Genomic DNA, 24,516 nt, shown 5'->3' with positions numbered 1-24,516 from the left:
TCGACGGATCACAAAAACGGCTATGTAGCATCCGCCTTGCGTTTGAAAACGACATAACGCTGGTTCTCCACCAGCGGTTCGTAGCGCAACATCACGGATTGAAACGCGTCTTCGGCAAGCAGGTGTTTTGCCCAAAGCGTGTTTTGCGAAACGATCACGATATCCGGATCATGGTCCGTGAACTCCGCGATCTTGGCATCGATATATGTGGCGAGGAACGTCTCGAGCCAGAGTCTGTCGCCGTCGCTGAGGGAGGACTTTTCCCTGATCAACCGGATAAGGGCGTGCGCGCTGGCCCAGTCGCTGCAATAGGCTGAATGAAACGTTCCGTTGACCAATCGCGTGAGCGGAAATGCCAGGCCGATATCGGCGCCGACCACGGCGATGGCCGGCTTTTCGTGATGATCGCGGATTGCTTCAACGATAGCCGGCTCAGGACCCTTTCGGACATGGTTCGTAAGACCGAAGTAAAGCGATGCGATGCACCCCATGAAAACGGCCATCCAGCATATGATGCTGGCCCGCCTAGCTGTGCGCAAAGCAGCATCCAGCGCCACCACCGATGCGATCATGCCGGTGGCGATGGATGGGTACAGGTGGTAATCCCAGCCCTTTCCCAGCCCGTACATTCCGGCAAAGAACCCGATCGACGCCAGAACGGTAATATCGGACAACGGCGCTTTTGCGCTTTGCATGCGCAACAGGCTCCAGACCGCCAGCAGGAGGATGAATTTGACGAAGATCGGCGTCCACCGGCCCGATGCGTTGCTGATCGGCAGATAGAGCTGTTTGAGCATCGGATACATGCTCTCAAGAAATACCGGATACAACACAAGCACACTTGCCATATAAGCCGCCGCGATTGCTCCGATAACCCAGTATTCCAGCCGGAACACGGACAGAATTGAGCGCCGTGACCAGGCGACATAGATGGCGGGAAACACGATGGCGAGTGCCCAATGCGGTTTGACGAGAATGATCACCGATCCGGCAGCGCCGGCAACAATCGCCAGATAAGCGGGAATTTGGCTTTGCGCATCCTCGCGCATGCGCCAGGCCTGGATCGCCAGAAGCGGCAGAAGCATCATCAGGCCGACATGTTCGCGTTGGGCAAACACACTGCCCGGAAGGACAAAGAATACTGCCGCCAGCGCCGGCCAGAGCCACCAATGGGTCTCGTTTGAGGTAAGGCCCGCGCGCTCCGTGATGCGGTATGTGAGCGCCAGCGAGGCCAGTCCGGCAAGGTAGGTGAAAATGAAAACCGCTGTTTCAGGCCTGATTGAAAGAAACTGCGCCAGCTGGAATGCGGGTTGGTAGAGCCACATGGTAAATGGCGGATTTGTTTCCACGATGTCGTGATAAAGGCGCTCTCCGGCGGCCATCCTCTCGAGGATCGTGATGATCCAGGACACATCGGTATTCGTGCCGATCCTGGCATTCAACAGAACGGAAAGTGCGACAACGGCCGCGCATCCGACAATGGCCGGCCAGTTCGTCACCGCCAGGGGCCGGCCCTGTCTCTCGAACGTCTGGGCATTCGACATGTGCAGCCTCCGCCTTGTCAGTTGCCTCGGTCGCCGAAGACCCACCGGTCGAGCGCGACAAAATTGATCAGCGGAATGACCACGCACACACACGCAACCGAAACGAACATCGGCAGCCCGAGAAATCCGCCGATGAAGGCAGGCAGGGCGAAGGAAAGTGCGGCACCGGTTGCGGTCAGCAGAGCAAATCGCGGAATTTCAAGCCTGTAGGCGCCGTTTGAAGCAAAGGTAAAAACCCTGTGCGCGCTGTATGAAAACAGGGCTGCGATGGCGTAGGCGGCAATCGAAACCGTAGCCTGTCCGAGGGATGCACCCAGTTGCATCTCGAAGACTGTCGCCAGCACCGCGTAAAGAAGCGTTGCCGACAGGCCGACAAGGGCGAATTTCGATACCAGGTGAAACGCTTTGCTGCCACGCATGATATCAGCCGCTACACGATGGCGCTGGTGGCGTATTGTGCGCCGAACGGCAAGCGCGAAAGCGCTCTTTCCACGGACCGCGCGGGCCGTGCCTTGGTCGGCAGAAGCAGAAAATATTCGCTTCGCACATTGCGCAAACCGCTGTCCTGAAGAAGTCTGGCCGTCTTTCTGTGACTGAGGAGAACCGCATCTTCATCAAACGGGCAGCGCAGGACGGCGAGCCGCGTCAGCGGATTGAGAGGATTGTGCTCGATGATCGTGACGCAGCCGCCCGGCCGGACGATCCTTTTCATTTCACGGATGAAGCCGCACCAGTCCTGCGGAATGACGTGATGCATGACACAGACCGCGAAAGCCAGGTCGAATGTATTGTCGGAATAGGGCAGTGATGGCGCGATATAGCTTTGATACGCAACATCCGGATTGTCCATGCGGGCCCGTTCGATGGATTCGCTGGAAATATCGCATCCTTCCAGGCGCGGAAGAATTTTGCTCAGATAAGGATGCAGGGCACCGATACCGCAACCGACATCCAGGGTGCGCGGGCCGTCCGGATGCCCGACGAGCCGCCGCTCCACGATCAGTCTGGCCAGCAGGTCGGCCTTTGCCTCCAGGAAAAAATCGTGCTTGAGGCCGGAAAAACTGACCGAATCCTCGACAACGTTGTCATAGCTGGACCGATAGCTGTCAAAAAGTGTCGCCATCAGGCGATCCTCCGGTCGGTACCGCCCTGACGCCGGTCGAACTCAGCTTCAGCGCCATGCTGAAAGCCGGCGAGGCGATCGATGACGTAAAGCGGGCGTCGTTTGACCTCCGCATGGATACCGCCGACATAAAGTCCGATAATGCCCGTCATGAAGATGTTGATCCCGAAAAGGAACGACACGACGACCATGGTTGAGGTCCAGCCTTCGACCACATTCGCCTTGAAAAGCCAGGCAAACAGCGCGTAGACGCCGAAAAGGCCGGCCATGAGGGAGATCCCGAGGCCCAGCCAGAGAGCGGCGCGCAGCGGCTTTTCCGAAAAGCTGACAATGCCATGGACCGCCAGGCGGAGCATTTTCCACAACGGGTATTTGGTTTCGCCGGCGGCTCTTGCCGGTCGCTCGAACGGCACCTCCGTCTGACGGAAGCCCATCCAGCCGAACATGCCGCGGACGAACCGGTCACGCTCGGGCATGCCCTGGAACGTCGTCAGGGCCTTGCGCCCGACAAGCCGGAAATCACCGACATCGCGCGGTATGTCGACCGATGTCATTCGATCGAGGACCTTATAGAAGAGATTTGCGCTGATCTTCTTGAACACGGTCTCGCCTTCACGCTTGATGCGCTTGGCGTAGACGATCTCAAACCCTTCCTTCCATTTGGCGATCAGATCGAACACGACCTCCGGCGGGTCCTGAAGATCGGCGTCCATGACGATAACGGCATCGCCCGTCGCTGCATCCATACCGGCGGTAATGGCGATCTGATGCCCGAAATTGCGAGACAGTTCGATCAGTTTGAAGCGGCTGTCCTGATTGACCATTTCCCGCAGGAAAATAACGCTGGTATCGCTGCTGCCGTCATCGACGAATATCGCCTCGCAGGGGCCGTCAAGCTGATCGAGCAGCTCGGTGATGCGCTTCGCGAGGATCGGTAAAACGGCTTCCTCGTTGAATATCGGAAGAACAAGCGAATAGATGGGGCGATTATTGACGCCACCTTGAGAGAGGTCTTGGGTCACAGGTACGGCCGTCCGATTCAAAATGACGAGAAGAGGCTATCGATTTCAAGTAAATGGCCAGTTAAGAACCGGGCGCCAGTTGGGCATCTAGAGCGAGTTGTGATTAGATTGACGCATTTGACACCCGTCTCAGGGTCAGATTTATGCGACCGCCGTCTTTCAGCAGGGTCGAACTCGCCGGATAAATCCGGTCGACACCGTGATAGCGCAGCCGCGACGGCCCGCCCAACACAATGACATCGCCGCTGCGCAACCGCATCGATTGCGTCGGCCCGCCGCGTTCCGTTCCGCCGATCCGGAACAGGCAATCATCGCCCAGCGACACCGAAACGACAGGCGCTGCGAACTCCTGTTCGTCCCGGTCCTGGTGCAGGCCCATTTTTGCGCTATCGCCGTAGAAGTTGATCAGGCAGGCCTCCGGCGGCGCATCGAAACCGGCCACATCGTCCCACAGTTGCAGCAGCGCGGGCGGGATTGGCGGCCAGGCGCGCCCGGTCTGTGGATGGGTTGGCTGGTAACGGTAGCCGTTGTCCTTGTCGGTCACCCAGCCGAGTTGCCCGCAATTGCTCATGCGTACATGCATGGGTTTGCCGGTCCGGGGCATGACAGGCACGAAAAGCGGCGCAACGCGCACGACGTCGCGGATGGCATCGACCAGCGCTTCCTGTGCCGGACGGTCGAAATGGTCCGGATAATAGGAGATTCCCTCCGCCAGCGTGCTCATTCCCGTTCCACCGAACCGCGCAGCTTCTTGATGCCCGACCGCGCCGCCTTCGCCTTGAGTCTGCGTTCGACGGCACCCTTGGTCGGCCTGGTCTTCTTGCGTTTCGGCGGTGGTGGCGCGGCGGCCTGCTCGATCAGCGCCTTCAGCCGGTCGCGCGCGTCGGCGCGGTTGCGCTCCTGGGTCCTGAAACGGTCAGCCTCGATGACGATGACGCCGTCCTTGCTCATGCGCCGGCCGGCAAGCGAAACGAGGTTGTGCTTGACACGTTCGGGCAGCGAGGGCGATGAGCGCGCATCGAACCGCAACTGAACGGAGGTCGCGACCTTGTTGACGTTCTGGCCGCCCGGCCCCGATGCGCGAATGAATTGCTCCACCAGCTCCCAGCCGGCCACCGTAATCGTCGCATTGATGTAAAGGGACTCGCTTGCCATGGGTGCGTTGCCGGTCCGTTGAATTCAACGCAATACTACCCTGCCCTATTCACACAAAAAACCCGCGGATTGCTCCGCGGGCTTGTCCTCCTCCAGGAATTTTCCGGATCTATTCGGCCGCTTGCGCCATCCCCGGCGCCGCGCCGCGGACGTCTGTGCCGACGTGATCCTCGAATTTGGCGAAATTGTCGATGAACATGTCGACAAGGCGGCGCGCCTGCGCGTCATAAGCCTGCGGATCCGACCAGGTCGAGCGCGGATCGAGAATGGCGCTGTCGACGCCCTCGACCGAGACCGGCACGGCGATGCCGAAATGCGGATCGGTTCGGAAATCGGCTTTTGCCAGCGATCCGTCCAGCGCCGCCGTCAAGAGGGTGCGGGTCGCCCTGATTGGCATGCGGCTGCCGGTTCCGAAGGCGCCGCCGGTCCAGCCGGTATTGACCAGCCAGCAATCGACGTCGTGGCGGGCGATCAGATCGCGCAGCAGATTGCCGTATTCGGACGGATGGCGCGGCATGAAGGGCGCGCCGAAGCAGGTGGAGAAGGTCGCCTGCGGCTCCGTGACGCCCTTTTCGGTGCCGGCCACCTTGGCGGTATAGCCGGAAAGGAAGTGATACATGGCCTGGGCCGGTGTCAGCCGGGCGATCGGCGGCAGCACGCCGAAGGCATCGGCCGTCAGCATGATGATGTTGCGGGGCTGTCCGGCCCGGCCGGTGGCGCTGGCATTGGGAATGAAATGCAGCGGATAGGCGCAGCGGGTGTTTTCCGTCAGTGAGCCGTCGTCGAAATCCGGCTGCCTGTTCTCATCAAGAACGACGTTCTCGAGCACCGTGCCGAAGTGCTGTGTCGTGGCGTAGATTTCCGGCTCCGCTTCCTCGGAAAGGCGAATGGTCTTTGCGTAGCAGCCGCCCTCGAAATTGAAGACGCCGTCCTCGCCCCATCCATGTTCATCGTCGCCGATCAGGGTTCGGTTCGGATCGGCCGAGAGCGTTGTCTTGCCGGTACCCGATAGACCGAAGAAGATCGCCGTGTCGCCGTCGGGGCCCTGGTTCGCCGAGCAGTGCATAGGCATGACGCCGCGCTCCGGCAGCAGGTAGTTGAGGGCGGTGAAGACGGACTTCTTCATCTCGCCGGCATAGGAGGTGCCGGCGATCAGCACCAGGCGCCGTTCCAGATCGACGGCAATCACCGTCTCGCTGCTGCAGCCATGACGTTCCGGATCGGCCTTGAAGCCGGGAAAGTCGACAATGGTCAGCTCCGCCTCGAAACCGCCCAGCGCCGCGCGCTCGGGCCGGATCAGCAAGTTGCGGATGAACAGCGAATGCCAGGCAAACTCCGTGACGATGCGCGAGGCCAGCGCGTGGCTTTCATCGGCGCCGCCGATCAGATCCTGCACGAAAAGTTCTTTGCCCTTCGCGTAGGCCTTGAAATCGGAAAGCAGCGTGTCGAAATGCGCCGGCGACAGGGCCTTGTTGTTGTCCCACCAGATCAGCGGCCCGGTTTTTTCATCACGCACGACATATTTGTCCTGCGCCGACCGGCCGGTGTGCTGGCCGGTGAGTGCCCGCAGCGCACCCTGCGCGGTGATGACGGCCTCGCCCCGGCACAGGGCCTGCTCATAAAGCTCGGCTTCGTTGAGATTGTAATAGACATGCTGCAGGCCGCTCAGTCCGATCGTGTCGATACCGTTGGAAAGATTGCGTTTTCCGGTTTCAGGTCCTGTCGCATGCATGGATTTTGCCACCTTTGATCTGCGGTTGCCCGGTAAAAAGTTGCCGGACCATAGGGGCGAAATTTAAATTTCGCAACAGCCACCTGTTAAAAAGATTAATGATTTCAAGATATTAATCGATTTAAAAAAGTTTCGGAATTTTTAAATCGTTTAAATCACGCGGCAAGACACAAGATTACAAAGGGCAAGGCGGATGAAGCCGCGCCGTTGAAAAGAGGCCCAAAGCCATCTATGCCACAATTTGTTCCACCTTTGGCCTCATGACACGCCCGATATATTATGGGTGCCGGCCAAACCGGACCGCCCGGCATTGCTGACGGAGAGAATGCACATGCAGACAATCGCGCTCGTCGACGACGACCGCAATATCCTGACATCCGTTTCCATCGCGCTGGAATCGGAAGGATATCGTGTCGAAACCTACACCGATGGCGCCTCCGCGCTTGAGGGGCTTGTGGCCCGCCCGCCGCAACTGGCGATCCTCGACATCAAGATGCCGCGCATGGACGGAATGGAGCTTCTGCGCCGATTGCGTCAGAAGCTGGACATTCCCGTCATCTTCCTCACCTCCAAGGACGAGGAGATCGACGAACTGTTCGGCCTCAAGATGGGCGCCGACGACTTCATCACCAAGCCGTTTTCGCAGCGGCTCTTGGTCGAGCGCGTCAAGGCGATTTTGCGCCGCGCCGCCGGCCGCGACGCCACAGCGCCGGCCAAGGCCGGCCCGATGGAGAGCACAAGCCTGGAACGCGGACAGCTTGTCATGGACCAGGAGCGCCACACCTGCACCTGGAAGGGACAGCCGGTCACGTTGACGGTGACCGAGTTCCTGATCCTGCATTCGCTTGCCCAGCGTCCGGGTGTCGTCAAGAGCCGGGATTCGCTCATGGACGCGGCCTATGACGAGCAGGTTTATGTCGACGATCGCACGATCGACAGCCACATCAAGCGCCTGCGCAAGAAATTCAAGATGGTCGACAATGATTTTGATATGATCGAGACTCTCTACGGGGTCGGTTACCGGTTCCGGGAAGACTGATTGCGAAACAGTCCGGGTATATGACGGCGAATTTTGATCACAGCGAGGTACCGCAGGAGCGTCCTCAGGAGGAAGACCGGCCGGTTCCGCAAAAGGCCGTCGAGGCCCGTCCCTGGTCCTATCCGTTCGCGCTGATCAGCCGGGCGCTGAGCCGCATCATCTTCTCCAGCCTGACACGGCGCATCCTGTTTTTGAATCTCGCCGCCCTGCTCGTCCTTCTGTCCGGCATTCTTTATCTCAACCAGTTTCGCGAAGGGCTGATCGACGCCCGCGTCGAAAGCCTGCTGACCCAGGGCGAGATCATCGCCGCCGCCATTGCCGGCTCCGCCAGCGTGGAAACCGACTCCATAACGATCGATCCCGAAAAGCTGCTTGAGCTGCAGGCCGGGGAAAGCATCTCCCCCGGCGGGGAAATCGAGGATCTCGAATTCCCCATCAACCCGGAGCGCGTCGCGCCGGTTCTGCGCCGGCTGATCTCGCCGACGCGCACAAGAGCCCGTATCTACGACCGCGACGCCAGCCTTATCCTCGATTCCCAGCACCTTTATTCCGCCGGGCAGATCCTGCGCTACGACCTGCCGCCGCTGGACGAGGAGATCCTGCCCTTCGCGGAGCGCCTGCTGGATTCGCTCAACCGGCTTATCCAGAGGGCCGACCTGCCGACCTATCAGGAACAGCCGGGCGGCGACGGCACGCTCTATGAGGAGGTGCTGACGGCGCTGACCGGTGGCCGCAGCGCCGTGGTGCGGGCAACCGACAAGGGTGAGCTGATTGTTTCGGTTGCCGTGCCGGTCCAGCGTTTCCGGGCGGTGCTCGGCGTGCTGCTGCTGTCGACCCAGGCCGGCGATATCGACAAGATCGTGCGAGCCGAGCGGCTGGCCATCGTGCGCGTTTTCATCGTCGCCGCTGCCGTGACGATCCTGTTGTCGCTGTTGCTCGCCGGAACCATCGCCAACCCGCTGCACCGTCTCGCCGATGCCGCCCAGCGGGTGCGCCGCGGCGTGAGCATTCGCGAGGAGATTCCGGATTTCTCGGCTCGGCAGGACGAGATCGGCAACCTTTCTGTGGCCGTGCGCGACATGACCAACGCGCTTTACGATCGCATCGATGCGATCGAGAGCTTCGCGGCCGATGTCAGCCATGAGCTGAAGAACCCGCTGACCTCGCTGCGCAGCGCCGTCGAGACGCTGCCGCTGGCCCGCAACGACGATTCACGGCGGCGTCTGCTCGATGTCATCCTGCATGATGTCAGTCGGCTCGACCGTCTGATCAGCGATATCTCCGATGCTTCGCGACTCGATGCGGAACTTGCCCGCCAGGATGCCGAGCCGGTGAACCTGCGGCGTCTGCTCGAGGATCTCGTCAGCATTTCCAGCCAGATCCGCAAGGGCGCGAAAATGGTTCGGATCGATTTCGAGATCGACCGGGAAACGGCTCAGAAGAACCGTTACATGGTGTCCGGCCACGACCTGCGCATCGGGCAGGTGGTGACCAATCTCATCGAGAATGCCCGTTCCTTCGTTCCCGATATCGGCGGGCGTATCCGCATTCGCCTGACCAGCACCCGCAACAGCTGCCTCATCCTGGTGGAAGACAACGGGCCCGGCATCAGCGCCGAGAACATCGACCACATTTTCCGGCGCTTCTATACGGACCGGCCGGAAGGCGAGGCCTTCGGCCAGAACTCGGGTCTCGGCCTTTCCATCAGCCGCCAGATCATCGAGGCCCATGGCGGCACGCTCACGGCCGAGAACATGGTGGATGAAAAGACCGGCCAGCGCCGGGGCGCGCGGTTTATCGTTCATCTGCCGCTCAGGCGGGCGTGAACACGACGTGCCTGAAAAGACAACAGACAAACTCCCGAATATCCACGCAACGGCGCTCGTCGTCGGTGAAACCGGCGTGCTCATCGTCGGGCCGCCCGGCAGCGGCAAAAGCCGCCTTGCCGAGGAGTTCATCCAGTCCGCGTGCTTGAGCGGGCGCTTTGCCGCGCTGGTTGCCGATGATCAGGTCTTTCTGAAAAAATCCGGTAAGTGCGTTGTCGCCGTGGCGCCGGAGCCCATTCGTGGCCTGATGGAGATGCGTGGAACCGGCATCATCCGCAAACATCATCTGGAGCGGGCTGTCATGCACATCGCCGTTTCGGTTGAATATACCGGCAAGGGCGAACGGTTTCCCGATCCGTCGACGCAGCGCGAGGTTCTTCCGGGCCTTTATCTGCCGCTCGTCTTTCTGCAGCCCGGACGTCTGATGGACCCGTTCGCGCTGCTGGCGGCGCGTCTGGAAAACCGGCTGTTTGCGTGAATGCAATCAAAACCTGTTGAATTGACGCCTATGCACATTTAAGCCTTAACGATTGACGCGTTGGCGCACGCGGCATTCCACTGGTAATCGCCTCCATCTGGGTGCAGTATGGCGCGGGTTCTGACCGGTCACGACCGCAGGAGCAGTTGCAGATGATTGGATTAGTGCTTGTCACCCATGGCAAGCTCGCCGAAGAATTCCGGAACGCGCTGGAGCACGTTGTCGGGCCGCAGAAATTGCTGGAAACGGTTTCGATCGGCCCCGAGGATGACATGGACCAGCGGCGCATGGACATCATTGAGGCTGTCTCCAAGGCTGACGAGGGCGAAGGTGTCATCATCCTGACGGACATGTTCGGCGGCACACCCTCAAACCTTTCCATCTCGGTCATGGATGGCGGCCGCACCGAGGTGGTGGCCGGCGTCAACCTTCCCATGCTGATCAAGCTGGCAAGCGTTCGCACCGACAACGACATGGAAAAGGCGCTTGCGGAAGCGCAGGAAGCGGGCCGCAAATATATCAATGTCGCGAGCCGCGTCCTGAGCGGAAAATAGAGCGAGTTGTGATTAGATTGACGCATTTGATGGAGGAAAACCGGTTCACTCGGCTAGGCGCGTCGCGCAGCGCGATGCAGCGCATCGGGCAAGCGGCGCAACGACGTCCGATGGGCCGATTTTCCCCACCCTCGAAAGGGGAGAAGATATTGGAAACGAATATGGAATGGGCCGGGCGATTTTGGCCCCTGGCGTCGTTGGCTCGCGCTTGTGGTGAGGGAACACCACGGCGCGCAACCCGCCTGGCCAGAGACCAAAATCGCCGCGGTCAAATGCGTCAATCTACTCACAACTCGCTCTAGCGCATGGATGAGGCCGTGAACGGACAGCTCGTCCGCACATTCGACATCGTCAACAAGCGCGGCCTGCATGCCCGGGCATCGGCGAAATTCGTGCAGCTTGCCGAAAGCTTCGATGCCCGGATCCTGGTCAGCAAGGACGGCATGAGTGTCGGCGGAACATCGATCATGGGCCTGATGATGCTCGCCGCCAGCCCCGGATGCAGCATTGACGTGTCCGCGTCGGGGCCGGATGCGCAAAAGGCGCTCGATGCGCTCGACGAACTCATCGCCAACCGGTTCGGCGAGGATTCTTGACGGTTCGACCGTATTTCAGCGGATCGCCGGGTCGAATCACATAAAGACTTCTTTATATCTTGTTGCCCTTTTGGGTTCAGCCTGCTAAAGGCGGCTTGAGAAGGACGGCGCGGAGCAGGCATGCGCATTGCCGCCGGCCCCACACCCATTCGGAGAACAAGATGAGCACTGGTACGGATTACATTGTCGCCGACATCGCCCTGGCGGATTTCGGCCGCACGGAAATTGAGATCGCCGAAACGGAGATGCCCGGCCTGATGGCCTGTCGCGAAGAGTTCGGTGCCAGCCAGCCGCTCAAGGGCGCCCGCATATCCGGCTCGCTCCACATGACGATCCAGACGGCGGTTCTCATCGAAACGCTGAAGGCGCTTGGCGCCGATGTCCGCTGGGCGTCCTGCAACATCTTTTCGACCCAGGATCACGCCGCTGCCGCCATTGCGCAGACTGGCACCCCGGTCTTCGCCGTCAAGGGAGAAACGCTCGAGGAATACTGGTCCTATACCGACAAGATCTTCCAGTGGGCCGATGGCGGCGTATCCAACATGATCCTCGACGATGGCGGTGATGCCACCATGTACATCCTGCTCGGCGCCCGCGCCGAGGCCGGAGAGGACGTGCTCACCAATCCGGGTTCTGAAGAAGAAGAGGTCCTGTTTGCGCAGATCCGCAAGCGCATGGAACAGTCCCCGGGCTTCTTCACGAAGCAGCGCGATGCGATACAGGGCGTGACCGAGGAAACGACCACCGGCGTCAACCGCCTCTATCAACTACAGCAGAAGGGCCAGCTGCCCTTCCCGGCGATCAACGTCAACGACTCGGTCACCAAATCCAAATTCGACAACAAATATGGCTGCCGTGAATCGCTGGTCGACGGTATCCGCCGCGCCACCGACGTGATGATGGCCGGCAAGGTGGCCGTCGTGTGCGGCTATGGCGATGTCGGCAAGGGTTCCGCCGCTTCATTGCGCGGCGCCGGCGCGCGCGTTCAGGTCACCGAAATCGACCCGATCTGCGCCCTGCAGGCGGCGATGGACGGCTATGAGGTGGTCAAGCTCGAGGATGTCGTCGGATCGGCCGACATCTTCATCACGACCACCGGCAACAAGGACGTCATCCGCATCGACCACATGCGCGAGATGAAGGATATGGCCATTGTCGGCAATATCGGCCACTTCGACAATGAGATTCAGGTCCAGGCGCTGCGCAATTTCAAATGGCACAATGTCAAGCCGCAGGTCGACATGATCGAGTTCCCCGACGGCAGGCGCATGATCCTATTGTCCGAGGGACGGCTGCTCAATCTGGGCAACGCCACCGGCCACCCGTCCTTCGTCATGTCGGCGTCCTTCACCAACCAGGTGCTTGCCCAGATCGAACTTTACAAGAAGGGCGACAACTACAAGAACGAAGTCTACGTGCTTCCGAAGGCGCTCGACGAGAAGGTGGCCAAGCTGCATCTTGATAAACTCGGCGCAAATCTCAGCCAGCTTTCAGAAGAGCAGGCCGACTACATCGGCGTCACCCAACAGGGTCCGTTCAAGCCGGAACACTACAGATACTGATTTTCGAGATCTTACCCACAATATATAGTGGTCGCGTCCTTGACAAAAGGGCGCGATTTCTTTTTTGGGCCGCATCTTCAACATGATTCGGGAACAAGTTACTATAAAGACACAATGATTCGCGCACCCGCCGGCGACAAGGACGGGGCGTTGCAGGGCTGTCTTGGCATAGATGCGGCTAGAAGGAACAAGACATGCCGGAGACTGATTCGTCTTCGACGACGGGCGTCTGGAACACGGCGTACGGGGAATGCATGATCACATCGGCACGGCGTATCGGAACGCGCCTGTCCGCTATGGGACTGCTGGCGACGACATGCCTGTCATGGCCCGCGCTCGCCCAGACGGCGAGCGACTCTTCGGGATTTGCAGGACATGGCAGCCGTCTGTTCGTCAACTCTTTCGAAGTCATGAACTTCGCGCTGGTCATCGGCGCGGTCTCGGCGGCGATGATCTCGGCCATCTGGGTCATCCGTGAACGCGGCAAGATCGCCCACGACAATGCGCGGCTGCAGACGGCCTTGAGCGAGGCCAACACGGAACTGGCGCGCCTGCAGGCGCTGGTCGTCGAGAAGGACCGTTGCTACATCATCTGGGACGGTCAGTCATCGGCGCAGTTCCTCGGCAGCCTGCCATTGCATACCGGCGCACCGCCGGCGAACCCGGATCTTCTGGCCTTCGGCCGCTGGCTCGAACCGGTCAGCGCCGCGCGTATCGATCATGCGATCGATTCCCTGCGCGCCCATGCCAACAGCTTCGATATCGAGGTCGAGACCCAGCGCGGCCATGTGCTTGAGGCACAGGGCCGGACCTCCGGCGGGCGCGCCATCGTGCGGGTCGCGCCCCTGGCCAACACAAGGGCCGAACTGGCCGGCCTCAAGATCGAGCGCGACCGCCTCGTCGGCGCCGTCGAAACGCTGCAGGGCCTGCTCGACACGATCGACACGCCTGTCTGGCTGCGTGACGTCGACGGGCGGCTCCATTGGACGAACCAGGCCTATGCCAATGCCGTCGAGGCGGTCAGCGGCGCCGACGCGGTCGAACGGGGCCTTGAACTTCTGGGCACCCAGGCGCGCGCGCGCATCAAGTCGGAAAGGCTGACGGACAGGCCCTTTATCGACCGCCTGTCGACCGTGGTGCGCGGCAACCGGACATTCTTCGAGGTCACGGATGCCTCCAGTGCCTCCGGATCGGCCGGTCTGGCGCAGGACGTGACGGAGATCGAATCGGTGCGCGAGGAACTCGAGCGCACGATAGCCAGCCATTCCGAGACGCTGGATCATCTCGCCACGCCTGTGGCCATATTCGATGGCGAGCAGCGGCTTCAGTTCTACAATCAGGCTTTCCAGAACCTGTGGGACCTCGACACGCCCTATCTCGATTCGAAACCCACCAACAGCGAGTTTCTCGAAAGGCTGCGGGCTGAAGGGCGCCTGCCGGAGCCCGGCTCCTGGCGGGACTGGAAGGATTCCATATTGTCCGTCTACCAGTCGGTCGACCCGCAGCCCGATCTGTGGCACCTGCCGGACGGTCAGACGCTCAATGTCTTTGCCAATGTCCACCCGCGCGGCGGCGTGACCTGGGTCTTCGAGAACCTGACCGAGAAATACGATCTCGAGACCCGTTACAACACGCTGGTCAAGGTGCAGGGCGAAACCATCGACCATCTTGCCGAGGGCGTTTGCGTCTTCGGGGCGGACGGCCGGTTGCGCCTTTCGAACCCGGCCTTCCGCGCGCTGTGGGCCATTCCGGAAAAGGCCGCCGCCACCGACGCCCATATCAATGAGATCAGGGAGATCTGCGCGCCGTCCTATGACCAGCCCGATGGCTGGGAGTATTTTTCTTCCGTCATCACCGGTTACGACGAGGAACGCCGCACCCATGAGGGACGGCTGGAGCTCAACAGCGGTATCGTTCTCGACTATGCGATCGTGCCGCTGCCCAATGCGCAGGTCATGCTGACCTTCGTCAACGTGACCGACGGAGCCAGGGTCGAAAAAGCGCTCACCGAGAAGAACGATGCTTTGCGCAAGGCCGATGCGCTGAAAAACGACTTCGTGCAGCACGTGTCCTACGAGTTGCGGTCGCCGCTCACCAATATCATCGGCTTCACCGATCTCCTCAAGACACCGCAGATCGGTGAGCTGAATCCGCAACAGGCCGAATATGTGGACCATATCTCGACCTCGTCCGCACTGCTCTTGACCATCGTCAACGATATTCTCGATCTGGCGACGGTGGATGCCGGCATCATGCAGCTCGACATGCGGCGTGTCGATGTCCCGGAACTGGCCGACGAGGTGATCGACCTCATCGACGCGCGGCTGAAGGAAAACGGCATTACGCTGAATGTCGATATCGGCAAGGGCGCCGAGGCGATCACCGCCGATTCACAGAGGCTGAAGCAGATCCTGTTCAAACTGCTCAGCAATGCCGCCAATTACGCGCCGGAAGGCAGCACGATCCGCCTGACCTGCGCGCGCGAAGGCGAAGAAATCGTCTTCGCCGTCAGCGACGACGGTCCCGGAATTCCAAGCGAAGTGCTGAAAACCGTTTTCGACCGCTTCGAAGCCCATAACGGCACCGGGCGGCGCAGCGGCGCTGGCCTTGGCCTTTCCATTGTTGACAGCTTCGTCAGCCTGCACAACGGTACGGTGAAGGTCAGCAGCGATGAAGGCAGCGGCACGCGCGTGGAATGCCGGTTGCCGGAAAGCCCGCCGCTTCCTTCGCAGGCTGCCGAGTAGCAGGAAGAAGTGCCGATTGGCTGAATTGCCTATTGAAATCGCGCTGGACGACGAACGGGCGACGCAAAGGCTCGGGCAGGATCTGGCGCTGGCCTTGCGGCCCGGCGACTGCCTTGCGCTGCGTGGAGACCTGGGCGCCGGCAAGTCGACGCTGGCCCGCGCCCTGATCCGCTGTATCGCCGCCGATCCGGGTCTTGAGGTGCCCAGCCCGACATTCACGCTCGTACAGAGCTATGATCTGCGCATTCCGATCGCCCATTTCGATCTCTACCGGATTGCCGATCCGGATGAACTTGTCGAGCTCGGCCTTGACGAGGCTCTCGGTGACGGCGCGGTCCTGATCGAATGGCCGGAGCACGCTGGGGACGCTTTGCCTTCCGGCAGGATCCTCATTGAAATCGACGAAGGGCCGGAAGATTCGAGAAAGGTGCGGTTGAACGGTCCGGATCAGGCCATGCAGCGCATCCGCCGTTCGCTCGCCATTCGCGCATTCCTCGGTGCGGCCGGCCATGACGATGCAGACCGGCAGTTTCTCCAGGGCGATGCCTCGACCCGCACCTACGAGGCCGTGACCACTGCCGGCGGGGAACGGCTGATCCTGATGGACGCGCCGAAAAGGCTCATCGGACCGGTGCTGCGCGACGGCAAGCGCTATGCGCAGATCGCCCATGTGGCGGAAGATATCCGCCCCTTCGTCGCCATCGGATCCTTCCTGCGCGACAACGGGTTCCGCGCGCCCGAAATCCTTGCCCGGGATCTCGACACCGGCTTCCTGCTTCTGGAGGATCTCGGCCGCGGCGGCATCCTGGATGATCAGGGCCTGCCGGTCACCGCGCGTTGGGAGGCGGCGATCGACTGTCTCGTCGCGCTCCACCGGACGGATGTGCCGCGGCACATAACGATACAGGACGGCACGGCCCACACCATTCCGCCTTTCGACCGCGAAGCCATGCTGATCGAGGTCGATCTTTACCTGAGCTGGTATCTGCCCCACAAGCTGGGCGCGGAACCCTCACCGAGGCTGCGAGAAAAGTTCCATGCCGGCTGGAACGGCCTGATCGATCGCCTGGAAAACGCATCGAAAAGCCTGGTGCTTCGCGATTTCCATTCACCCAACATACTCTGGCAGGCGGATCGCGCCGGTATCGAACGCATCGGCCTGATCGACTTCCAGGACGCCATGATCGGTCCGGCCGCCTATGACGTCGCCTCGCTGGTCCAGGATGCGCGCGTGGCCGTCGAGCCGGTACTGCGCGATCGTCTTGTGGCCCGCTACGAACATGCGCGTCGCCGGGATCCGGATTTCGATCCCGTCCCGTTTCGCGAGGCGCTGGCCATCATGGAATGCCAGCGCGCGACAAAGATCCTCGGCATTTTCGTGCGGCTGAAGAAACGCGACGGAAAACCGGGATATCTGCGCCATTTGCCCCGTATCGAGGCCTATCTGCGGCGCACGCTCGCCCATCCGGTTCTCCATCCCTTGCATGACTGCTACACAGAAGCTGGAATAACGCCGAGCGAATCATGAAGGCGGGTCCGCTGAGGAATCCGCGAAACGGACGATCGACATGCCCGATACAGCCATGATCCTTGCCGCCGGCCTCGGCATGAGGATGCGCCCGATCACCGAAACGGTTCCCAAGCCGCTGGTGCCGGTCGACGGCCGGCCGATGATCGATTATGTGCTCGACAGCCTCCATGAAGCCGGCGTGAAGAAAATCGTCGTAAATGTTCACCACCTCGCCGATCAGCTTTTGGCCCATCTGCACGCGCGGGCGGGCGACGCCATAACCATTTCGGACGAGCGCGGGGAGTTGCTGGAATCCGGCGGAGGAATAGTAAAAGCCCTGCCGCTTCTCGGGCCGGATCCCTTTTTCATCCTGAATGCCGACACATTCTGGCTTGAGCAGCCCGGCGCCGATCTGCACCTTGAAAGGCTGGCGGCGGCGTGGGATCGGGCGCGCATGGACATGCTTCTGACGACGGTGCCGATGGACCGGGTGGTTGGTTATGGCGGACGCGGCGACTTTCTCCTGGACGAGGCCGGCCGGATAGCGCGCTACGACGGGACATCGCCCGATCCATGCGTGAATATGGGCGCCGCCATCGCCGATCCGGCGATTTTTCAGCAGACACCGGCCGGACCGTTTTCCCTGAACCACTGCTACGACCGGGCAATCGAGAACGGGCGGCTCTACGGCTTGGCCGGAAAGGGCCTCTGGCTGACCATCGGAACGCCCGATGCCATCGGCGAAGCCGAAGATGCAATGCAGGCGTTCCGGGCAGGCGCACAGCCGGCCCTGTCGCCATGAGCGCGCAGCGGCTTTTTACGATCGCGCCCGGCGAGCCCTTTCTGCCCCGCCTGGCGCAGGCTCTTTGCCATGGCGAACTGATCGGCGGATTCGGCTACCGCGCGGACGATCCGCTGGCGCTTTCTCAAGCGACGATCTACGTTCCGACACGCCGCGCGGCCCGTGCCCTGCGCTCCGAATTCGTCGATTTCATCGACCGTGGGTCGGCCATATTGCCGACCGTCCGGACGCTCGGCGAAAACGATGACGACGGCGGATTCCTGGAGGAGGACCAGCCGGCGCTGCTCGATCTTGCGCCACCGGTCGGCACCACGGAAAGACTGCTCGAACTCGCGCAGCTCATCACGGCCTGGAAGCGCAGCCTGCCCAAGGCCGTTTCCGACTTTCACCGGGAAAACCGGCTCATTGCGCCGGCAAACCCGGCGGACGCCGTTTGGCTGGCGCGCGATCTTGCCGGGCTCCTTGAGGCGATGGAAACGGAAAACAGGCCATGGACGGCGCTCGACGATCTTGTCGGGGACGATTATGCGGTCTGGTGGCAGCTCACGCTCGAATTCCTGAAGATCGCCACCGGTTTCTGGCCGCAGCGCCTGCGGGAGCTCGGCTGCGCAGATCCCGCCGCCCACCGCAATGCGGTTCTGCATGCCGAGGCGGCTCGGCTCGAGCGCGATCCGCCGAAAGGGCCGGTGATCATTGCCGGATCGACCGGCTCGATCCCGGCGACGGCGGCATTGATGAAAACAGTCGCCGGCCTCGAAAACGGCGCAATCGTGCTTCCCGGGCTGGATCTTTATCTCGACGCGGACGCCTGGTCGTTGGTCGGAGGCCCGGCCGGCGACGCGCCCTTCGATCCCGCCATATGCGCTCATCCCCAATATGGTCTCTTCATGCTTCTTCGCGGCCTCGGCGCGACACGTGAAGAGATCGCCGAACTCGGCAGGCCGGCAACGCCGATTGCTCACCGCAACGCCGTGGTTTCCACGTCGATGATGCCGGCCCAGGCGACCGATCGTTGGGCCGGCGGCAGCGATGCATCGGCGGAAATCGGAGCGGCTTTTGAGAAAGTCGAGTTGATCGAGGCGGCGACGGAACGCGAAGAGGCGTTGGCGATCGCCATTGCCATGCGCCTTGCGGCGGACGCGCCGCCGGATGGCGGCAAGACAGTGGAAGCGCCGCCGAAACAGATTGCTCTTGTAACGCCCGACCGCACGCTTGCCCGCCGCGTCGCGGCCGAACTCCAGCGCTTCGGTATCGACGCCAATGATTCAGGCGGTGCGTTCCTGGCGCAAAGCCCCCAGGCAAGCCTGCTGCAGCTCCTGCTGCAAAGCGCCTTCGGCCAGGAACGGACCGTGGCGCTGCTCGGCCTGATGAAACATCCGCTGATGCTGCTCGGGCGCGACCCCGGTACGGCCCGCAACGCGGCACGGATTTTCGAGCGGATCGCACTGCGTGGCGGGACCGGTGATGTCGGCCTGGACGACCTTGTGAGCCGGTTCGACAGCCGGCTGCGCGAACGCAGGGATGAACCGAGGCACGCGCCGCACTGGTTCAGGCGCATGAGCGAGGCGGATTTTGCGCTTGCGCGCGACTTCGCGGCACGGCTGGAAGCGGCCTTTCAGCCTGTCATCAGCGTCGAGGAAACGACAGTCGGCCAATGGGCCGGCCTGTCCGGGCGCCTGCTGGAAGAGATTGCGCGAAATGCGGGCGGAGACCTGGACGCACTTTGGGGCGATGAAGCCGGTGAACGCCTTGCCGATCTTATCGCGTCCGTCATGGAGGACCGCTCCGGCTTCTCCTGCACCGCCGCCGAATGGACGCAGATGGTGCCGGCACTTGTCGCCGGCGAACTGGTCAAGCCGCGCGCCGGCGGCCACCCGCATATCTTCATCTGGGGTGCGCTTGAAGCGCGGCTTCAGCATGTTGACACGCTCGTTCTGGCCGGCCTCAATGAGGGCACCTGGCCGGCAAACCCGGCGGGCGATCCGTTTTTGTCGCGCGGCATGAAGGCTGCCGTCGGTCTGGAGCCGCCCGAGCGTCGGATCGGTCTTGCCGCCCATGATTTTCAGATGGGCCTCGGTGCACCCCATGTCATCCTCAGCCGTTCGACCCGGGCCGCAAATGCGCCGACCGTGGCGTCGCGCTGGCTTCAGCGCCTTTCGGCGGTCCTGGGCAAGGCCGAGGCAGACCGGCTGCGGGCGCGCGGCATGCATTATCTGCAATGGGCGGAGGCGCTTGATCGGCGCGACGATGCGCCTTTGGCGAGCCGGCCCGCGCCGAAACCGCCGGCGGACCTCCAGCCGAAACGCTATTCTTTCAGCGAGATCCGCACGCTGCGCCGCGATCCCTATGCCGTCTATGCCAGACGCGTTCTCGATCTGGATCCGCCCGAGCAACTTGCCGCCGAACCCGGTCCGGCCGAACGTGGCACGCTCTACCACCGGATTCTCGAATGTTTCATCGCCGAGGTTGATGATCTCGCAGCGAGAGAAGCGCTTAGCCAGCTAAGAGTTATTGCGGAGCGAGAGTTCGACCGGCAGGCGCTTCCCGCCCATATCGACCTTTTGTGGCGCGCCCATTTCGACAAGATCGCCGCGGCCTTTGTCGAGTGGGAGCGCGGCTGCGGATCGGAAATCACCGCCCGCTTCACCGAATGCCGTGCGAAAATGCAGCTTGAGAATTGCGGTATTACCCTCTCCGGCATCGCCGACCGCATTGACATCCGGACCGACGGCCTCGCGGATATTCTCGACTACAAGACCGGCTCGTCGCCGAGCCGCAAACAGGCCTGGACGCTGCTTGATCCGCAGCTTCCGCTGGAGGCGGCCGCATTGCGGGCCGGAGCCTTCGACGATGTCGGAACGCTTGAACCGGCAAGCCTTGCCTATGTACGCCTCAAGCCCGATCCGGTTCTCAAGGTCGAGCGGATCGAAGGCAAGGTGCAGGGCAGCGATGTCGAAAAATCGCCGGCAGACCTTGCGGACGAGTCGGTCGAACGGCTCGGCGATCTCGTCACGGCGCTTGCCGCCGGCAGGATCGGCTTTGTTTCGCAGGCCATTCCGGAAAGCGCCACCAGTTATGGTCATGATTACGATCATCTCGCGCGGGTACGCGAATGGTCCTCGGCCGATGCAGACGAATCGGGCGCGGGCTGATGGCCGGGACTGCGCCGCCCCGACCCGGTGAATTTGTCGAGCGCGATCTCGACTGGACGACGCGCCAGCAGGGGCTGGCCTCCGATCCGGTACGCTCGGCCTGGGTCTCCGCCAATGCCGGCTCCGGCAAGACCCATGTGTTGTCGCAGCGCGTCATCCGCCTGCTCCTGTCGGGTTGCCGTCCCTCCGCCATACTGTGCCTGACCTATACGAAGGCGGCAGCCTCGGAGATGTCCAACCGTGTCTTTGAGCGGCTGGCAGAATGGACGGTTCTTAACGACAGTGAACTCGGCAAGAGGCTGCGCCATCTTGAGGGCCGCCGGCCCGACGCGGAACGCCTTGCCTTCGCCCGTCGCCTTTTCGCCCGCGCACTGGAAACGCCGGGTGGATTGAAGATCCAGACCATCCACGCTTTCTGCGAGGCTGTGCTGCACCAATTTCCTCTGGAGGCCAATGTCGCCGGTCATTTCGAGGTGATGGACGAGGCGGCAGCGGCGCGGTTGCTGGACGAAGCCCGCGAGAAGCTCTCCTCGGCAGTTGCGCGCGGCGATGACACCGATCTGACGGCCGCCTTCAACACCGTTCTTGAGGCCGGAGGCGAAAGGGGCCTTGAGGACCTCTTCGGTGAACTCGTCAGGAAGCGGCAACCGATCAGGCAGTTCCTTGCGGCGGCCGAGCGCGCCGGCGGGGTGGAGCCGGTATTGCGCAAGGCCCTGAATATCGGCCCCAGCGAGACCGAGGATGATCTTTGGCCGCAGGCCTGGCCCCTGCCCTCGCTGTCGCAGGACGATCTCGATGCCTATCGTGCGGTGGCGCTGGGCCAGACCGCGCAAACCCCCAAAACCAAATCGCAAGAGCTGCTAGCCGCCGTCCGTGAGACCGATCCGTGCCGGCGCTTCGAGGCCCTTCTGGCTGTGTTTCTGAAACAGGATGGCAACCCGCGCAATTTCCGGAATGCGGCGTCCGCAAAGGTAAGGCAGGTTTTCCCCGAAATAGGTGAAAAGCTGGATGCGGCAGCGATGCACATGATGGCGCTCCTCGATCGCCTGAAGACGCTGCGCATGATAGATGCCACCTGCGCGGCGCTGGAGCTGGCGCGGCGTCTCGATCGCGACTATGAAACGCTGAAGCGCCGCAGCGGCCTGCTCGATTTCGAGGACCTCGTCACCCGCACCGCCGGCCTGCTGCAGCGCGACGGCGCGGGTCCCTGGGTGCATTACAAGCTCGATCGGGGCATCGACCACATCCTCGTCGACGAGGCGCAGGACACGAGCCCCGACCAATGGGCGGTGATCGCGAAGCTTGCCGAGGAATTCTTTGCCGGCAAATCGTCGCGCGAGGACATCCGCACCCTGTTCGCTGTCGGCGACGAGAAACAGTCCATCTATTCCTTCCAGGGCGCCCGGCCGGAGCTGTTTCACGAAACCGGGCGAATGGTCGGAAAAAGAGCCTTTGCCGCCGAAAGACGGTTCGATGCGCTCAATCTTTATCTTTCTTTCCGCTCGACCGGCGACGTGCTGCTGGCCGTCGACACGGTCTTTGCCGATGAGGCCAACCGCAAGGGGCTGTCGGCGGCGGATGAGGGCGTTGCCCACGCCGCCCACCGCGCCCGCGATCCGGGCGCTGTCGATATCTGGGAAATGATCGGCAAGGAGGCTGCCGACGATCACGAGGACTGGAAGGCGCCCTTCGATGCGACGCCTGAATCCTCGCCGCCTGCGGTCCTTGCGCGCCGCGTTGCCGGCACCATCCGCGACTGGCTGGATTCCGGCCGCACGCGGATCGACAAGGGCGAGCCGCGCAAGCTGACCGCCGGCGACATTCTGGTCCTGGTGCGCAAGCGGGACGGTTTCGTCGCCGCCCTGATGCGCGAATTGAAACGCCGCCATATCCCCGTCGCTGGCGCCGATCGCCTGCGGCTTGTTGAGCATATCGCTGTCGAGGATCTGATGGCGCTGGGCCGCACAATGCTGCTTCCCGGTGACGATCTTTCCTTATGCGCGTTGCTGAAAAGCCCGCTGTTCGATTTTTCCGAAGACGACATCTTCAGGCTCGCGGCGCAGCGCGCGGAAGGCCTGAGCGTGTTCGCGCATCTTGCGGAACTGGCGCGCAATGGCGGCCGATGGGCTTCGGCGCATGAATATCTGACCGAACTCATGGCGCTGGCCGACCGCATGCCGGTCTTCGATTTCTACGCCCGCATCCTCGGGCGGGATGGCGGTCGCGCGAAATTCCTGTCGCGCCTCGGAACGGAGGCGAGCGACGTGCTGGACGAGTTCCTCAATGTCGCTCTGGAGCATGAAACGGCAGCGTTGCCCGGCCTTCAGGCCTTTCTTGCAAATCTTGAGGCCAGCTCGCCGGAAATCAAGCGCGAACTCGAGCAAGGGCGCGACGAGGTTCGCATCATGACGGTGCATGCGTCAAAGGGTCTTGAGGCGCCGGTGGTCTTCCTGGTCGATTCCGGCGGCAAACCGGCGGAAAGCACCCATGTACCGAAGCTGCGCGAGCTTGCCGTCGACAAGACCGTGGGGCCGTTGCCGCCCGCTGTCCTTTGGGTGCCAGGCAAAGCGGTTGCCAATACGGCGACGGAAGCGTTGAAGGACGCGATCCTGAATGCATCGGAAGACGAGTATCGGCGGCTTTTGTATGTCGGCATGACGCGTGCCGCCGACCATCTCGTGGTTTGCGGTTATCACGGAATTCGCAAGCCGAACGACCGGCACTGGCACAGGATGGTGGCCGAGGCGCTCGAAGGCCATGCCGCCGGTCGCACGGCGACCTATTCAGCGGCAGGGCAGGAATGGCAGGGACTGCACTTCTCGACCGTGCAGGACGAGCGCAAACCGGTCGCGCCGGAACCGGAACCCGAACCGGACGTCGTTTCGGCGGTTCCGGGTCGGTTGCTGGTGCCGCTCACAGCCGCCGAGCGCTTGCCAAGGCCCCTTTCCCCGTCCGCTGTGGGCGCGGTGATCGACGAGGACGCGCTTTCAGCCCCTGCCGGCTCGCCCCTCTTCGACCGGTCGCAGGCCGATGGCCGGCCCATGGAGCGCGGCCGCATCGTCCACCGGTTGCTCCAGCTTCTTCCGGGCATTGCACCCGGAACCCGGGAGGCGGCGGCGGTGCGTTACCTGCAGCGGGTCATCGGCGGCTGGCCGCAGCAGGAGCGGGACCGGATTTGCGAGACGGTGCTCGCAATATTGCAGGATGCGCGGTTTGCGCCGTGTTTTGCGCCCGCAAGCCAGGCCGAGGTGTCGCTGATGGGAACGCTGAGGGTTGCCGGATCGGATCGCGCGGTCTCCGCCCGCCTCGACCGCGTTGCCGTTACCGACGATCGCGTGCTGATCGTCGACTACAAGACCAACCGCCCGCCGGTTCTGCGGGCCGAAGATGTGCCCAACGGCCATTTGGTGCAGATGGCGCTCTATTGCGCCCTGATGCGGCCGCTCTATCCCGGCAGGCCCGTCGAGGCCGCGCTGCTCTATACAGAGGCGCCGGCGCTGGTGCCGCTGCCGGCGGACAGGCTCGCCTCGGCTCTCGCCGATTTGGAAGTTGAATCGCCCAATTGAGCGTCTTTGGGCAAGAAGTTTGCGTTGTTTGACAACAAAGTGACATGCCGGTCCTTGAAATCGGCGCATGCCTGCAAGATATTAGCAATAACTAAAATGTTTGCGCGCGGA

Annotated in this window: 18 protein-coding genes; 11 read left to right on the top strand and 7 right to left on the bottom strand. The window is 62.1% G+C overall.

Annotation, left to right across the window (positions count from 1 at the left end; genetic code table 11):
• Positions 1-20: 20 nt before the first annotated feature.
• From OOZ53_RS08185 to OOZ53_RS08155, 7 genes are all read right to left on the bottom strand, one after another.
• The gene (locus OOZ53_RS08185) at positions 21-1,544 is read right to left on the bottom strand and encodes a hypothetical protein (protein WP_271088945.1); all 1,524 of its coding nucleotides are present in this window, start codon (positions 1,542-1,544) and stop codon (positions 21-23) included.
• A 17-nt stretch (positions 1,545-1,561) separates the two neighbouring features.
• Positions 1,562-1,963: a GtrA family protein gene (locus tag OOZ53_RS08180; RefSeq protein ID WP_271088944.1), complete on the bottom strand. Its 402-nt coding sequence runs from the start codon at positions 1,961-1,963 to the stop codon at positions 1,562-1,564.
• Positions 1,964-1,974: 11 nt separating this feature from the next.
• The gene (locus tag OOZ53_RS08175) at positions 1,975-2,667 is read right to left on the bottom strand and encodes a class I SAM-dependent methyltransferase (RefSeq protein WP_271088943.1); all 693 of its coding nucleotides are present in this window, start codon (positions 2,665-2,667) and stop codon (positions 1,975-1,977) included.
• Entirely contained in the window at positions 2,667-3,689 is a 1,023-nt protein-coding gene (locus OOZ53_RS08170; protein WP_271088942.1) for a glycosyltransferase family 2 protein, read from the bottom strand. The genes OOZ53_RS08175 and OOZ53_RS08170 overlap by 1 nt, the downstream gene beginning before the upstream one ends.
• A 103-nt stretch (positions 3,690-3,792) precedes the next feature.
• Positions 3,793-4,413, bottom strand: a complete 621-nt coding sequence (locus OOZ53_RS08165) for an alpha-ketoglutarate-dependent dioxygenase AlkB family protein (RefSeq protein WP_271088941.1) — start codon at positions 4,411-4,413, stop codon at positions 3,793-3,795.
• Entirely contained in the window at positions 4,410-4,844 is a 435-nt protein-coding gene (gene arfB / locus OOZ53_RS08160) for an alternative ribosome rescue aminoacyl-tRNA hydrolase ArfB (RefSeq protein WP_271088940.1), read from the bottom strand. Before arfB ends, OOZ53_RS08165 begins: the two co-directional genes overlap by 4 nt.
• 109 nt (positions 4,845-4,953) lie before the next feature.
• Positions 4,954-6,576: a phosphoenolpyruvate carboxykinase gene (locus OOZ53_RS08155; protein WP_271088939.1), complete on the bottom strand. Its 1,623-nt coding sequence runs from the start codon at positions 6,574-6,576 to the stop codon at positions 4,954-4,956.
• A gap of 331 nt (positions 6,577-6,907) precedes the next feature.
• On the opposite strand from OOZ53_RS08155, the gene OOZ53_RS08150 reads away from it, so the two are divergent.
• The 11 genes from OOZ53_RS08150 (at position 6,908) to addA (ending at position 24,405) form a co-directional block, all read left to right on the top strand.
• Positions 6,908-7,615 carry a response regulator transcription factor gene (locus OOZ53_RS08150; RefSeq protein ID WP_271088938.1) on the top strand — a complete coding sequence of 236 codons (708 nt, stop codon included), beginning with the start codon at positions 6,908-6,910 and terminating at the stop codon, positions 7,613-7,615.
• 20 nt (positions 7,616-7,635) lie between these two features.
• Entirely contained in the window at positions 7,636-9,441 is a 1,806-nt protein-coding gene (locus tag OOZ53_RS08145; protein WP_271088937.1) for a stimulus-sensing domain-containing protein, read from the top strand.
• 7 nt (positions 9,442-9,448) lie between these two features.
• Positions 9,449-9,919: an HPr kinase/phosphorylase gene (locus OOZ53_RS08140; RefSeq protein ID WP_271088936.1), complete on the top strand. Its 471-nt coding sequence runs from the start codon at positions 9,449-9,451 to the stop codon at positions 9,917-9,919.
• A 152-nt stretch (positions 9,920-10,071) separates the two neighbouring features.
• Positions 10,072-10,473 carry a PTS sugar transporter subunit IIA gene (locus OOZ53_RS08135; protein ID WP_271088935.1) on the top strand — a complete coding sequence of 134 codons (402 nt, stop codon included), beginning with the start codon at positions 10,072-10,074 and terminating at the stop codon, positions 10,471-10,473.
• Positions 10,474-10,790: 317 nt separating this feature from the next.
• Positions 10,791-11,069 carry an HPr family phosphocarrier protein gene (locus OOZ53_RS08130; protein WP_271088934.1) on the top strand — a complete coding sequence of 93 codons (279 nt, stop codon included), beginning with the start codon at positions 10,791-10,793 and terminating at the stop codon, positions 11,067-11,069.
• Between the two features lie 161 nt (positions 11,070-11,230).
• Complete coding sequence (gene ahcY / locus OOZ53_RS08125; protein WP_271088932.1) at positions 11,231-12,631, top strand: adenosylhomocysteinase; 1,401 nt, start codon at positions 11,231-11,233, stop codon at positions 12,629-12,631.
• Between the two features lie 254 nt (positions 12,632-12,885).
• The gene (locus tag OOZ53_RS08120; RefSeq protein ID WP_425499123.1) at positions 12,886-15,375 is read left to right on the top strand and encodes a sensor histidine kinase; all 2,490 of its coding nucleotides are present in this window, start codon (positions 12,886-12,888) and stop codon (positions 15,373-15,375) included.
• A gap of 16 nt (positions 15,376-15,391) precedes the next feature.
• On the top strand, positions 15,392-16,903 hold the full coding sequence (gene tsaE, locus OOZ53_RS08115) for a tRNA (adenosine(37)-N6)-threonylcarbamoyltransferase complex ATPase subunit type 1 TsaE (protein WP_271088929.1): 1,512 nt from the start codon (positions 15,392-15,394) through the stop codon (positions 16,901-16,903).
• 34 nt (positions 16,904-16,937) lie between these two features.
• On the top strand, positions 16,938-17,687 hold the full coding sequence (locus OOZ53_RS08110) for a nucleotidyltransferase family protein (RefSeq protein WP_271089190.1): 750 nt from the start codon (positions 16,938-16,940) through the stop codon (positions 17,685-17,687).
• Entirely contained in the window at positions 17,684-20,839 is a 3,156-nt protein-coding gene (gene addB, locus OOZ53_RS08105) for a double-strand break repair protein AddB (protein ID WP_271088926.1), read from the top strand. The genes OOZ53_RS08110 and addB overlap by 4 nt, the downstream gene beginning before the upstream one ends.
• Positions 20,839-24,405: a double-strand break repair helicase AddA gene (gene addA / locus OOZ53_RS08100; RefSeq protein WP_271088924.1), complete on the top strand. Its 3,567-nt coding sequence runs from the start codon at positions 20,839-20,841 to the stop codon at positions 24,403-24,405. The genes addB and addA overlap by 1 nt, the downstream gene beginning before the upstream one ends.
• Positions 24,406-24,516 lie beyond the last annotated feature (111 nt).

The organism is Allohoeflea poritis, assembly GCF_027889715.1.
Lineage (GTDB): Bacteria > Pseudomonadota > Alphaproteobacteria > Rhizobiales > Rhizobiaceae > Hoeflea_A > Hoeflea_A poritis.
The sequence above is the reverse complement of the archived record's forward strand: the minus strand, read 5'-3'. Positions and strand labels throughout refer to the sequence as shown.

Coding starts and splice junctions, on each gene's coding strand:
- OOZ53_RS08185 (WP_271088945.1), bottom strand. CDS start 1,544: ATGTCGAATGCCCAGACGTTCGAGAGACAGGGCCGGCCCCTGGCGGTG.
- OOZ53_RS08150 (WP_271088938.1), top strand. CDS start 6,908: ATGCAGACAATCGCGCTCGTCGACGACGACCGCAATATCCTGACATCC.
- OOZ53_RS08120 (WP_425499123.1), top strand. CDS start 12,886: ATGATCACATCGGCACGGCGTATCGGAACGCGCCTGTCCGCTATGGGA.
- addB (WP_271088926.1), top strand. CDS start 17,684: ATGAGCGCGCAGCGGCTTTTTACGATCGCGCCCGGCGAGCCCTTTCTG.
- addA (WP_271088924.1), top strand. CDS start 20,839: ATGGCCGGGACTGCGCCGCCCCGACCCGGTGAATTTGTCGAGCGCGAT.
- OOZ53_RS08175 (WP_271088943.1), bottom strand. CDS start 2,667: ATGGCGACACTTTTTGACAGCTATCGGTCCAGCTATGACAACGTTGTC.
- OOZ53_RS08135 (WP_271088935.1), top strand. CDS start 10,072: ATGATTGGATTAGTGCTTGTCACCCATGGCAAGCTCGCCGAAGAATTC.
- OOZ53_RS08165 (WP_271088941.1), bottom strand. CDS start 4,413: ATGAGCACGCTGGCGGAGGGAATCTCCTATTATCCGGACCATTTCGAC.
- ahcY (WP_271088932.1), top strand. CDS start 11,231: ATGAGCACTGGTACGGATTACATTGTCGCCGACATCGCCCTGGCGGAT.
- OOZ53_RS08180 (WP_271088944.1), bottom strand. CDS start 1,963: ATGCGTGGCAGCAAAGCGTTTCACCTGGTATCGAAATTCGCCCTTGTC.
- OOZ53_RS08155 (WP_271088939.1), bottom strand. CDS start 6,576: ATGCATGCGACAGGACCTGAAACCGGAAAACGCAATCTTTCCAACGGT.
- arfB (WP_271088940.1), bottom strand. CDS start 4,844: ATGGCAAGCGAGTCCCTTTACATCAATGCGACGATTACGGTGGCCGGC.
- OOZ53_RS08145 (WP_271088937.1), top strand. CDS start 7,636: ATGACGGCGAATTTTGATCACAGCGAGGTACCGCAGGAGCGTCCTCAG.